This window comes from Streptomyces sp. NRRL S-455, assembly GCF_000717875.1.
In the GTDB taxonomy this organism is placed as follows: domain Bacteria; phylum Actinomycetota; class Actinomycetes; order Streptomycetales; family Streptomycetaceae; genus Streptomyces.
On the sequence record NZ_JOCT01000011.1, the window covers coordinates 368,519 to 381,269 of the forward strand.

At 72.5% G+C, this 12,751-nt stretch carries 10 protein-coding genes; 5 read left to right on the forward strand and 5 right to left on the reverse strand.

Annotation, left to right across the window (positions count from 1 at the left end; all coding sequences use genetic code 11):
- Window positions 1-39 precede the first annotated feature (39 nt).
- Genes IE97_RS0116520 through IE97_RS0116540 form a run of 5 tightly spaced genes read left to right on the forward strand, consistent with a single transcriptional unit; the run spans window position 40 to window position 6,562 of the window.
- A complete protein-coding gene (locus IE97_RS0116520; protein WP_030239639.1) occupies window positions 40-1,671 on the forward strand; it encodes an ABC transporter substrate-binding protein in 1,632 nt (543 codons plus the stop codon).
- Window positions 1,672-1,675: 4 nt separating this feature from the next.
- Entirely contained in the window at window positions 1,676-2,638 is a 963-nt protein-coding gene (locus IE97_RS0116525; RefSeq protein ID WP_030239641.1) for an ABC transporter permease, read from the forward strand.
- A complete protein-coding gene (locus tag IE97_RS0116530; protein ID WP_420706096.1) occupies window positions 2,635-4,620 on the forward strand; it encodes a dipeptide/oligopeptide/nickel ABC transporter permease/ATP-binding protein in 1,986 nt (661 codons plus the stop codon). The genes IE97_RS0116525 and IE97_RS0116530 overlap by 4 nt, the downstream gene beginning before the upstream one ends.
- Window positions 4,617-5,636, forward strand: coding sequence for an oligopeptide/dipeptide ABC transporter ATP-binding protein (locus IE97_RS0116535; protein WP_030239643.1), 1,020 nt, complete (start codon window positions 4,617-4,619; stop codon window positions 5,634-5,636). Before IE97_RS0116530 ends, IE97_RS0116535 begins: the two co-directional genes overlap by 4 nt.
- A complete protein-coding gene (locus IE97_RS0116540; protein ID WP_030239646.1) occupies window positions 5,633-6,562 on the forward strand; it encodes a dihydrodipicolinate synthase family protein in 930 nt (309 codons plus the stop codon). Before IE97_RS0116535 ends, IE97_RS0116540 begins: the two co-directional genes overlap by 4 nt.
- On the opposite strand, the gene IE97_RS0116545 is transcribed toward IE97_RS0116540, so the two are convergent.
- The 5 genes from IE97_RS0116545 to IE97_RS0116565 all read right to left on the reverse strand — a co-directional run bounded on the left by IE97_RS0116545 (window position 6,559) and on the right by IE97_RS0116565 (window position 12,704).
- Entirely contained in the window at window positions 6,559-7,737 is a 1,179-nt protein-coding gene (locus IE97_RS0116545) for a sialidase family protein (RefSeq protein WP_030239651.1), read from the reverse strand. The genes IE97_RS0116540 and IE97_RS0116545 overlap by 4 nt on opposite strands.
- Window positions 7,738-7,773: 36 nt before the next feature.
- Complete coding sequence (locus IE97_RS0116550; protein WP_030239654.1) at window positions 7,774-8,436, reverse strand: response regulator; 663 nt, start codon at window positions 8,434-8,436, stop codon at window positions 7,774-7,776.
- Window positions 8,433-9,674, reverse strand: a complete 1,242-nt coding sequence (locus IE97_RS0116555) for a sensor histidine kinase (RefSeq protein ID WP_030239657.1) — start codon at window positions 9,672-9,674, stop codon at window positions 8,433-8,435. Before IE97_RS0116555 ends, IE97_RS0116550 begins: the two co-directional genes overlap by 4 nt.
- A gap of 50 nt (window positions 9,675-9,724) precedes the next feature.
- The gene (locus IE97_RS0116560) at window positions 9,725-11,815 is read right to left on the reverse strand and encodes an MMPL family transporter (protein WP_030239660.1); all 2,091 of its coding nucleotides are present in this window, start codon (window positions 11,813-11,815) and stop codon (window positions 9,725-9,727) included.
- Window positions 11,816-12,005: 190 nt separating this feature from the next.
- A complete protein-coding gene (locus tag IE97_RS0116565) occupies window positions 12,006-12,704 on the reverse strand; it encodes a TerB family tellurite resistance protein (protein ID WP_030239665.1) in 699 nt (232 codons plus the stop codon).
- Window positions 12,705-12,751: the final 47 nt, after the last annotated feature.

A 12,751-nucleotide genomic window follows, 5' to 3' on the forward strand; every position in this document is an offset into this window, starting at 1 on the left:
CCTCTCACCTCCCCCCCCAGACCTCTCGCTGGAGGACCCGTGCGCGACGTGACCCCTGACGTGCCGGCGCCGCACCGCCGGACGCTCCTGAAGTACACCGGCGCGCTGGGCGCGGCCGCCGCCGTCTCCGCGTCGCTGTCGGCCTGTTCGTCCGGGCCCGAGTCCACGAACGACACCGGTGGCGGGGGCGCCGGGGCGAACCGGACGCTCACCGCGGTGATCGGCTACGGCAACGACGGCAGCTGGGACCCCACCCAGACGGCGTCCGCGTTCTGCATGGCCGCCAACAACCACATCTACGAGGGACTGCTCGACACCGACCCGATCTCCCGCGAGCCGTACGCGGCCCTGGCGACCGAGGTGCCGAAGGACCCGGACAGCACGTCCTGGAGGTTCACGCTGCGGGCCGGGGCGACGTTCCACGACGGCAAGCCCGTCACCGCCGACGATGTCGTCTTCGTCTTCCGGCGGATCCTCGATCCGGACACCCAGACCCTCGCCAAGGGCTTCTTCGCGAGCTGGCTGAAGGAGGTCCGGAAGATCGACGCGCGGAACGTGGAGCTGGTGCTGAAGTTCCCGTTCCCGGACGGGCTTTCGCGGCTGACGCTCGCCAAGATCATGCCCAAGCACGTGTTCTCCCGGCCGGGCGCCTGGGACGACGCCATCAAGGGCAAGGCCATCGGCTCGGGTCCGTACCGGCAGACCGCGCACCACCCGAAGTCGAACACGACCTTCGAGGCGTTCGACGCCTACAACGGCCCGCGCAAGCCCGCCTTCCGGAAGATGAACTGGCTGACGATCGTGGACGCGGCGCCCCGCGTCGCCAAGATCTCCGGGTCGAGCGCGGGCGCGCAGATCGCGGACAACATCCCCTACGCCAACATCGGCCGGCTGGAGAGCGGCGGGCTGACCGTCGCCGGCGGCGCCGGGATGAACAACCTGTTCCTGATGTTCAACACCAGGCGCAAGCCCTTCGACGACGTGCGCGTGCGCCAGGCCCTGCACTACGCCATCGACACGGAGAAGATGGTGGAGGTGGCGCTCAAGGGCCACGGCAAACCGTCGAGTTCCTTCCTCGACGAGGGCAACCCGTCCTACCGCCGGGCGAAGACGGTCTACGACTACGACCCCGACAAGGCGAAGGCGCTGCTGAAGGCCGCCGGGGTCAAGGGGCTGAGCATCGACATCCTCGCCGTGAACGTCAGCTGGATCGTCGACTGCCTGCCGACCATCAAGGCGTCCTGGGACGCGATCGGTGTCCGTACGACCCTGTCCCCGCAGGAGACCACGGCCGTGTTCACGAAGATGGACCAGAAGCAGGACTACCAGGTCGTCGCCGCCGCCTCGAACCCCAACCAGTTCGGCCTCGACGCCGACCTGATCATGCACTACAACTACGGGCCCGAGAACCTGTGGATGCAGTACACGCGCTGGGCCGGCGACTCCGTCGCCAAGGCACTCTTCAGGGACATGGACCGGGCCACCCGGGAGCCGGACCCGGAGAAGAAGAAGGCGATGGTCCAGGACTACATCGACGTCGTCGCCGAACAGGCCGTGCTCTACCCGGTCGTCCACAACGAGCTGATGACGGCCTGGGACCCGAAGCAGCTCAGTGGAATAAGGGCACAGCCCTACCCGGGCATCAACCTCCTCCAGGCCAAGTGGGCCTGACGGCATGACGGCCGTCCTGCGGATCCTGCTCCGCCGCGTCGCCCTGCTCGTGCCGCTGATGCTGGGCATCGTGCTGTTCGTGTTCCTGGTGATGCGGTTCTCGGACGTCGACCCGGCGTCCGCGTTCTTCCAGGGCGCCAACCCGACACCGCGGCAGCTGCACGACTTCCGCGAGGAACACGGCCTGCTCGACCCGCTGCCGGTGCGCTACGCCGCCTTCGTCGCCGACCTGCTGCACGGCGACATGGGCACCAGCGCGCTGACCCGGGCACCCGTGATCGACCAGGTCACCACCGCGCTGCCGCTCACCCTGCAGCTGACCTTCCTGGGGCTGGGCATCGCGGTCGTCGTCGCCCTGCTCGGCGGTGTGACCGCGGCGATCTACCGGGACCGGCTGCCCGACCAGATCATCCGTGTCGTGTCGCTGACCGGCGTCGCGGCGCCCGGCTTCTGGCTGGCGCTGCTGATGATCCAGTACCTGGCGGTCGACCTGGGCTGGTTCCCGACCGGGGGCTACATCAACCCGGCGGACTCCTTCACCGGCTGGCTGAAGACGATGACGCTCCCCGCCCTCGCCCTCTCCCTCCCGGTGGCGGCGCAGCTGACCCGGATCGTGCGGACGGCCGTGGTGGAGGAGCTGGACAAGGACTACGTGCGGACGGCGATCGGCAGCGGACTGCCACCGCGGGTGGTCGTGGGGCGGAACGTGCTGCGGAACGCGCTCATCAACCCCCTCACCGTGCTCGGCCTGCGCGTCGGCTATCTCCTCGGCGGCGCGGTCGTCATCGAGACGATCTTCTCGCTGCCCGGCATGGGCAAGCTGATGATCGACGCCGTGAAGAACGGGGATCCGGCCGTCGTCCAGGGCGTCGTCCTGACCACGGCGGCCGGGTTCGTCGTCGTCAACCTCGTCATCGACGTCCTCTACCTGCTGGTCAACCCGCGACTGAGGGATGCGACCACATGATCACCCGCATGATGACGCGCAAGAGCCTCACCGAGTCGCTGTCCCGGCCCGGTGTCCGGATGCGCGGCTGGCGGCGGCTGCCGCTGCTGTCGAAGGTAGCCGTCTGCTTCCTGGCGGTCGTGGTGCTGGTGGCGCTGCTCGCGCCGCTGCTCGCCCCGCACGACCCGCTCGACCAGCAGCCGCCGGTCGACGGCACCGGGCATCCGTCCGCCGGGCACTGGATGGGCCAGGACAGCCTGGGCCGGGACATCCTCAGCCGGCTGATGTACGGGGCGCGCTGGTCGCTCGCCATCGGGCTCGGCGCGACCGGTCTCGCCCTGGTGGTCGGCGCGCTGCTCGGTGCGGTCGCCGCGACCTCCCGCAAGGCGGTCGACGAGACGCTGATGCGCTGTCTGGACGTCGTGATGGCGTTCCCGGGCATCGCGCTGGCCGCTGTGCTGGTGGCCGTGTTCGGCGGTGGGATCACGGTGCTGATCTGCGCGATCGCCTTCCTGTTCACCCCGCCGGTGGCGCGGGTGGTGCGGGCGAACGTCCTCGACCAGTACGGCGAGGACTACGTGACGGCGGAACGGGTCATCGGCGCCCGGACCCCGCACATCGTGCTGAAGCACGTGGCGATCAACTGTGCCGCGCCGGTGCTGGTGTTCTGCACCGTGCAGGTCGCCGAGGCGATCGTGTTCGAGGCGTCGCTGTCCTTCATCGGGGCGGGCGTCCGGCCGCCCGACCCGTCCTGGGGCAGTGTCATCGCGGACGGCAAGAACATGGTGCTGACCGGCGGTTGGTGGGCGACCGTGTTCCCCGGGCTGCTGATGCTGGTCACGGTGCTGTCGCTGAACATCCTGTCCGAGGGGGTGTCCGACGCGTGGGCGGCCCCGTCGGGCCGGGAGGTGGAGGCACCCGGCGACGACCGGCTGGAGGCGCCGGAGCCCGGCAGCGGGGAGGTCGTACAGCTGCCCGGTCTCGCGGAGGCGGCGCGGCGGCTGCGGGCCCGGGCGCGTCATCTGCCCCGGGACGGGCAGCCGGTGCTCGCGGTGGAGAACCTCGCCATCGGCTTCGACCAGCGGCACGGCGGCGTGGACATCGTGGACGGCATCGGTTTCGAGGTGCATCCCGGTGAGGTGCTCGGGCTGGTCGGCGAATCGGGGTGCGGCAAGTCACTGACCGCGCTCGCGATCATGGGGCTGCAGCCGAAGGGTGCGCGCGTCAGGGGCCAGGTCCGTTTCGGCCGGCGGGACCTGCTCACCGAGCCGATGCGGGTACGCCGCAGGCTGCTCGGCCACGAGATGGCGATGATCTACCAGGACGCCCTGTCGTCGCTGAACCCGGCGATGACGATCCGCGCGCAGCTCAAGCAGGTCGTCCGGCGCGGCGGGCGGCGCAGCCCCGCCGAGTTGCTGACGCTGGTCGGCCTCGACCCGGAGCGCACCCTGCGCAGCTACCCGCACGAGCTGTCCGGCGGCCAGCGCCAGCGCGTCCTGATCGCCATGGCCCTGTCCCGCGACCCGGGACTGATCGTCGCCGACGAACCGACGACCGCCCTCGACGTGACCGTGCAGGCGCAGGTCATGGAGCTGCTGCTGCGGCTGCGCGAGGAGCTGGGCTTCGCGCTGATCCTCGTCTCGCACGACCTGGCGCTGGTCGCGGACGTCACCGACCGGGTGGTGGTGATGTACGGCGGGCAGATCGTGGAGTCGGGTGTGACGGCCGACCTGGTGGAGTCCCCGGCCCATCACTACACGCGCGGCCTGCTCGGCAGTGTGCTGTCGCTGGAGTCGGGGCAGGAGCGGATGACGCAGATCAAGGGGGTCGTGCCGTCCCCGGCCGACTTCCCGGCGGGCTGCCGGTTCGCCGACCGGTGCCCGCGTGCGAGCGACGTCTGCCGTACGACGGCTCCGGTCCTGACCGGCACGCCGGCGCACACGGCGGCCTGCCATCGCCCGGCCATGGAGCTGTCGGCCACCGAGCCCGAGGCGGTGTCATGAGCGCGCTGGTGGAGCTGTCCGACGCGCACGTCGTCCACAAGGCCCGCAGTGGCGGCCTGTTCACCCGGGACCGGGTGTACGCCCTGACCGGCGCCGATCTGGCCGTCGCCCCCGGCGAGACCGTCGGGGTGGTCGGTGAGTCGGGCTGCGGGAAGTCGACGCTGGCGAAGGTGCTGGTGGGGGTGGAGCGGCCGACGCGGGGGACGGTGTTCTTCCGGGGCCGGGACCTGTGGGCGATGCCGGCCGCCGAGCGCCGCCGGGCCGTCGGCTGCAGTACCGGCATGATCTTCCAGGACCCGTCGACGGCCCTGAACCGCCGCCTGACCGTCCGGCAGATCCTGCGGGACCCGCTGGACGTGCACGAGAGGGGCACGAGAACCGGGCGCGAGGAGCGGGTCCGGGAGCTGATGTCCCTCGTCGGACTCCCCCGGGCCCTCGCCGACGCCCTGCCGGGTCAGCTGTCGGGCGGACAGCGGCAGCGCGTCGCGATCGCCCGGGCGCTGGCGCTCGACCCGGACCTGGTCGTGGCGGACGAGCCGACCAGCGCCCTGGACGTGTCGGTCCGGGCGCAGATCCTCAACCTCCTGCTCGACCTGAAGGAACGCCTGGGCCTGGCCCTGGTCTTCGTCTCGCACGACATCCAGACGGTGCGGCGGATGAGCGACCGTGTGATCACCATGTACCTGGGCCGGATCGTGGAGGAGACCCCGGCCGCCCTGGTCACCGACCGGGCCCGGCACCCGTACACCCGCGCCCTGTTCTCCGCCACGCCCGGCCTGCTCCACCCGATCGACCCGATCCCGCTGGCCGGTCCGGTCCCGTCGGCGACGCGCCCGCCGAGCGGCTGCCCGTTCCGTACCCGCTGCTGGAAAGCGGACGGGGCGTGTGCGGAGGCGATGCCGGACTTCTCGGCCGCGTCGGCCCCCGCGCACCGCTTCCGCTGCCACCATCCTGTCCAGGAGGACGAGTCGACCCGTGACCTCGTCCGCCGTAGCGACCTGATGGAGAGTCCATGACGTTCACCTCGCTGACCGGTGTCATCCCGCCCGTCTGCACGCCCCTGACACCGGACCGCGAGGTGGACGTCCCCTCGCTGCTCAGGCTGGTCGACCACCTGGTCGCCGGCGGGGTGCACGGCCTGTTCGTGCTCGGGTCGTCGTCGGAGGCGGCCTATCTGACGGACGGGCAGCGCAGGATCGTGGTCGAGTCGGTCACGGCCCATGTGGGCGGACAGCTCCCGGTGCTGGCCGGGGCCATCGACATGACGACGCCCCGGGTCCTGGACCACGTCGCGTCGGTGACGGCGGCCGGCGCGGACGGGGTCGTCGTCACCGCCCCGTTCTACGCCCGCACCCACCCGGCGGAGATCGCCCGCCACTACCGGGCAGTCGCGGCGGCCAGCCCGGTCCCGGTCGTCGCCTACGACATCCCCGTCGCCGTCCACACGAAGCTGCCCGCGGACGTCGTCCTGGAGCTGGCCGCCGACGGTGTCGTGGCCGGGCTGAAGGACTCCAGCGGTGACCTCGCGGCCTTCCGCAGGGTCGTGACCGGCGCCCGGGACGGGGGCGTCAGCGGCTTCAGTGTGCTGACCGGCTCCGAACTGATCGTCGACTCCGCGCTCGCGGCAGGCGCGGACGGGGCGGTCCCCGGCCTCGGCAACGTCGACCCGCACGGCTACGTCCGGCTGCACGGCCTGTGCCGCTCCGGGGACTGGGACGGGGCCCGGGCCGAACAGGAACGGCTGTGCGCCCTGTTCGGCCTGGTGACCGTCGGCGACCCGGCCCGCATGGGCCCCGGCTCCTCGGCCCTCGGCGCCTTCAAGGCCGCGCTGCACCTGCGGGGCGTGATCGACTGCCCGGTCACGGCGGAGCCGCAGGTGCCGCTGGAGCAGGACGAGGTGGCGCGGGTGGGCAAGTACCTGGCGGCGGCCGGGCTGCTCTAGAGCTCGTCGACGGGCAGGCGGCGGAACTCGATGGTCTCGTAGGTCCCTTGCGTACCCGTCTCGTAGAGGATCCCCACGGTCCGCCGGCCGATCGGCACCAGGTCGGAGTAGGCGGCGGGCTGCTGGGAGAGCGTCCGGGTCCTGGTGAAGCCGGAGCCGCCGTCCGTGCTGCGCCAGATCGCCAGGGCCCGGCGGGCCGTGGGGACCGAGGGGCCGGAGAACAGCAACGGCCCTCCGGGGAGCTGGAGGACACTGCCCTGCACGACCGGGACCTCGTCCAGGGTCGGCTGCACGGCGTAGGGCCGGTCGAGGGACGTGCCGCCGTCGCTGGAATGACTGTCGAGGCGGTTGCCGGCGCTGCTGCCGTGCTGGTCGCGGGCGTTGAAGTACAGCCGTCCGTCGGGGAGCTGGGCGACCGTGGACTCGTTGGCGTTGTCGACGCCGTCGTAGGAGTCGTCGACGAAGCCCAGCCGCCACGTCCGGCCGCCGTCGTCGCTGAGGAGCGCGTGGGCACCGTAGTAGCGGGGCTCCTGGCCGGTGTCCGGGGAGCCGGCGGGCGGGGACGCCGAGTGGTTGGCGGGGACCACCAGGCGGCCCGCGTACGGGCCCCGGGTCAGGGCGATCGCATGGCCGGGGCCGGTGGCGTACCAGCGCCAGGACGGGCGCTTCACCCGCGACGTGATCTCGCGGGGCGGGCTGAAGCGCCGGCCGTCGTCGCGGCTGTGCTGCACGAAGACCCGGCGGCTCTGCTCGGGCGTGACCTCACCGCGCATGATCTGGGCTTCGGTCACCTCGCCGCTGTTGTAGGAGGTGAGGAGCACCACCGCTCCGGTGCGCGGGTCGACGACGGGGGCCGGATTGCCCCGGGTGTCCCCGTCCCCGGCGGCGACGACGGTGAGCGGGCCCCAGGTGCAGCCGCCGTCGGTCGAGCGCCTGAGGACGACGTCGATGGCGCCGGTGTCGCCGGCGCCGCCGCGTCTCCCTTCGGCGAAGGCGAGGACGGTGCCCCTGCGGGTGACGACCGCGGCCGGGATGCGGTACGTGTCGTAGCCGCCCTCGCCCGAGACGTACGGGACGGAGGAGGCGCAGCCGGGGGCGGCCGAGGCGTACGGGGCGACGGTGAGCGGGGCGAGGAGCGCCGAGGTGACGAGGAGTGTGCGGCTGAGGAGTCTCATCCTTCTCCCAGGAGAGCGTCGGACCGTGCCTGTCCGTCAGATGCTCCCCGGTGTCACGAGCCCCGACTCGTAGGCGACGATGACGAGCTGCGCCCGGTCCCGCGCCGCCAGCTTGCCCATGATGCGGCTGACGTGGGTCTTGGCGGTCAGCGGACTGAGTCCCAACGCCTCGGCGATCTCGGTGTTGTTGAGGCCGCGCGCGACCAGCGCCAGCACCTGCCGCTCCCGGTCCGACAGGCACTCAGGACCGCCGGTCTCCGGTGCCGAGGGGCTGCGCAGGAACCGCTCGATCAGCCGTGCGGTGGGCCCGGGGGACAGCAGGGACTCCCCGGCCTCGACCGTGCGGACGGCGTCGAGGAGTTCGGCCGGCCTGGTGTCCTTGACCAGGAACCCGGAGGCGCCGGCGCGCAGCGCGTCGACGATGTTCTCGTCGGTGTCGTACGTGGTGAGCACGAGCACGCGGACGCCCGTCAGGTCCTCGTCGGCCGCGATGAGCCGGGTCGCCTCGATGCCGTCCAGGTCGGGCATGCGGATGTCCATCACCACCAGGTCGGGGCGCTCGCTGCGGGCGAGGTCCACGGCCTGCCGTCCGGTGGCGGCCTGGCCGACGACCTGCATGTCCGGGGCCGACTCCACGAGCATCGCGAACGCCTCCCGTACCAGGGTCTGGTCGTCCGCGAGCAGCACCCGTATGGTCATCCGGTCCTCTCCCCCGTCGTGGTCAGCGGCAGGACCGCGGTGACCTCGAACCCGCCCTCAGCACGCGGTCCGGCGTCGAGTGTGCCACCCACGCTGCGGGCCCGCTCGCGCATGCCGACGAGTCCGAAGCCCGGGGTGCCGCCCGGGGCCGGTCCGGTGCCGTCGTCGCTGACCGACAGGCGCAGGGCGCCCTGACGTTCGTCCAGCTCGACGCGAACGGCCGGTTCGGGTCCGGCGTGCCGTACGGCGTTGGTCAGCGCCTCCTGCACGATGCGGTAGGCGGCGGCGCCGACGGCGGGCGGTGCCTCCCGTACCCGTACGGCCCGCTCGACCCGGGCTCCGGCGAGCCGCGCGGCCTCCACCAGGTCGGGCAGGCCGTCCAGGCCGGGCAGCGGTCCACGGGCGTCCGGTGCGTCGTGTTCGCGCAGCACCTCCAGCGTCGTACGGAGTTCGCCGCGGGCGCTGCGGCAGGTCTCGGCGATGTCGTCGAGGGCCTTGGCGACGGTCTCGCGGTCGAGCCGCTCCGGGTCGGCGGACAGCACGTGGGCGGCGACGGAGGTCTGCACGCCGATGAGGGTGATGCTGTGCGCGAGCAGGTCGTGCAGGTCCCGGGCGATCCGCAGCCGCTCCTCGGCGACCCGCCGCCGGGCCTCCTCCTCGCGGGTGCGTTCGGCGCGTTCGGCGCGTTCCACGATGGAGGCGACGTACCGGCGGTAGAAGCGCACGTCGACGCCGAGGAACAGCACGGCGACGACCCAGCCGGATGCCTTCAGCAGCCCCAGCGCCTCCTGGGCACTGATGGTGAGCATCACGCCCACCGACAGGGTGATGACGCCGATACCGACCAGGATGGTGCGCAGCGCCCGGCCGGTGACGGCGACGGTGTAGAGGGCGACGTAGGCGGCCTGGGTGGCCGCGGTGTGCGTGTAGCCGAGGAAGTGGTAGGGGAAGACGCAGGCCACCACGGCGAGCAGGACGAGCACCGGACGGCGGCGGCGCCACACCAGCGGCACGTGGGAGACGAGCAGCAGGGCCCAGCCGAGCGCGTCGGGCCTGCGGCCGTCGTCGACGAGCAGTGCGAGGGCGACCGCGAGCACGGCGACGACGACGGCGAGGACCGAGTCGCTGCGGAGGGCGTGGGGGGCGGTCAGGGGATCGCGGTTGATCGCGGCCATGATCCGCTCTGTGGGACGCGACCAGGTCGCCGTCGTGGTGGTGGGTGCCTGCACAGGCGTCATCCTCGGCGAGGAAGGCGTCCCTCCGGGAGGGGAGGGACGCCGTCGGTCGGTCAGGGGGCGTTCGCGGCCTGGGGCTTCCGCTCCTCCGGAGGGGCCGTCCGCTCCGGCACGCGGGAGAGCCTGCCCGGCCACCACATCCGCCGCCTGAGCAGCACACTCGCCGTGGTCACCAAGTACGTACGCACCAGGAACGTATCCAGCAACACCCCCACCGCGATGACGAACCCGAGTTCCACCAGCCCGACCATCGGCAGCGTCGTCAGCACAGCGAACGTCGCGGCGAGCACAACCCCCGCGGAAGCGATGACCCCACCCGTCGTCCGCAGCGCGGTCAGCGCAGCCGCCTCCGGCTCGGCCCCCCGCACGGACTCCTCCCGCATCCGGTGCATCAGGAAGATGCCGTAGTCGACACCGAGCGCGACCAGGAACACGAAGGACAGCAGCCCGAGCCCCGGATCCGTACCGCCGAACCCGAGCACCGGCTCGAACACCAGCCCGCCGATGCCCAGCGCCGCACCCCACACCGCGACCACCGCCGCCAGCAGCAGCAACGGCGCGACCAGACTCCGCAACAGCCCGACCAGAATGACGAACACCGCACCCAGCACCAACGGCACGATCACCTTCCGGTCCCGCGCCTCGCTCTCGGCCAGATCGATCTGCTGGGCACTGGGCCCGCCGACGTACGCTCCCGCGGGATCCAGCCCGGTCCGCAACGCCTCGATGGTCCGGGTCTCGGCCTCCGTCTCCGGCGCGGCGGTGGTGAAGACGGCGATCTCCGTCCACCCCGCCCCGCTCCGCCCGGGAACCACCTCGGCGACGCCCTCGGCGGCACGGGCCCGTTCCACCACCGCCTCGGCCCGGTCCTCGGGCGCGATGACCGTCACGGGCCTGCTGCTGCGCTCGGGATACTCCCGGGCCAGTGTCCGCATCGCGGTGATCGACTCGGGCCGCTCCGTGAAGGAGTCCTCCTGCTTGATGCTGCCGGACAGATTCAGCGTGCCCAGTGCGAGCGCACCGAGCAGCACGGCCCCGCCGGCCAGCACGGTGACGGGCCGCCGCGTCGCCGACGTCCCCATCGCGGCGAACACCGACCGCCGGGCCTTCGGCTCACTGCCGAACGCCGGGATCATCGGCCAGAACACCCGCCGCCCGAGCAGCACCAGCACGGCCGGCAGCAGGGTCGTCATGGCGGCCAGCGCGGCGAGCACGCCGACCACGCCGACCGGTCCCATGCCGCTGCTGCTGTTGAGGTCGGCGGCGAGCAGGCACAGCAGCCCGGCCGCGACGGTCCCCGACGAGGCGAGGATCGCCGGTCCGCAGCCGCGCAGGGCGGTGCGCATGGCGTCGTAGGGCCGCTCGTGGCGCCGCAGTTCCTCGCGGTAGCGGGAGACGATCAGCAGCGCGTAGTCGGTGCCGGCGCCGAGGACGAGCACGGTCATCACACCGCCGCTCTGGCCGGTGACGGTGACGTCGAACAGTTCGTGGAGCCCGTACCCGGCGGCCATCGCCATGGCGGCGGCGACGCCCGCGACGACGAGCGGCACCAGCCACAGGAAGGGGCTGCGGTAGATGAGGACGAGCAGCACGGTGACGACGCCGAGCGTGGCGAACAGCAGCGTCGCGTCGAGCGTCCCGAAGACCTTGTTCATGTCGGTGTTGAGCGCACCCGGGCCGCCGACCTCGACGCTCAGCCCGCCGCCGCTCTCGGCGATGTCCCGCACTCCGTCGACGAAGGCGTCCCGGGCCTCCTCGTCCTGGCCCGGCTGGGTGCTGGACACCGGGTACATCAGGGTGGAGCCGTCCTTCGACGGGACGCCCCGCGGCTCGCCCGCCAGGTCGTAGGCGCCGCGCACCTCGGCGACCTGTTCGGCGGCCGTGCGCCGGTCGGCGTCGGTCAGCCCGCCCTCCCGGTGGTACACGAGCACCAGGTCCGTCGACTCGCCTCCCGGCAGCCGGTCCTGGATCCGCGCCACCTGGGTCGAGTCCGCGCTGTCGGGCAGGTAGTCGACCGCGCGGTTCTGCTGGATACCGGCGAACTTCCCGGCGAGCGGCCCGAGCAGTACGAGCGCGGCGAGCCACAGCCCGACCACCGCCCAGGGCACGGCCCGCCGTCGTGCAGTCTTCCTTGCGTCCCCCACTGTTCGGGCTCCCTCCGGACCGGGTGTCTGGAACGGTCTCCAGACTCCCGGCGCGCGGGGGCCGGTTCGTCGGGCGTGAGGGCGAGTTGGGGGCTACTGCCGGAGGCGGTACGGACCGAGGACTACTCCCCGGGGAGTATGCGGGGGCGGGTCCTGCGCCCCGTCCTGGGACGGCCTGCGCAGGACCGCCCTAGGACGGCGTGCCCGCCGCCGCGGCCAGCAGCCGGGTCACGTCGTCGGAGCAGATCGTGAGCGCGGCCCCCACCGTCGCGAGGACGTCCCGCTCGGCCGGGGTGTACGGAGCGTCCGCGAGCGCGATACGCGCGCCCTGCAGCAGGATCGATTCGCGGCCGACGGTGGCGAGGTGCGGGGCGAGCGGGTCCAGCGCCTCGTGCAGCTCTATGGCGAGACCCGTACCGCAGGGCTCCCCGGTGATCCGCCCGGTGTCCGCCTCCAGCGCCTCGACGAGGGCGGCGAGCTGTTCCTCCGTGCAGTCGTCGAATCCGGCGGCGCGCACGGCGAGCACGGCGGCCTCCAGCGCGGTGCGCGAACCGGCGCCGCCCGCCGCCAGTACGGCGAGGGCGACGGTGTGCACGGCGTCGCGGAGCATCGCGGAGAAGCGGGTGGTGGTCGGATGGTCGAGGACGTCCGTGCCGAAGTGGCGGCGGCAGGCGGCGCACTCCACGACCGGGCCGGTCTCGCCGCGCGGCAGCACGGGCAGGCCGAGCAGGGTGAAGCGGCGCTGTCCGGTCAGCCGCTGGTAGTTGCGGTCGCCGCCGCAGCCGGGGCAGAAGAACTCCCCGTCGCCGGCGGCCGTCCATGCGATACGGGTGCCCAGGATGCGTGAACACCTGGCGGCATGGCCGTTTCGTCCCCGTCCTGGCAGCACGTCGCACCTCCGTCACGCCGCACGGCAGCGTCGCCGCGCTTGCGTGA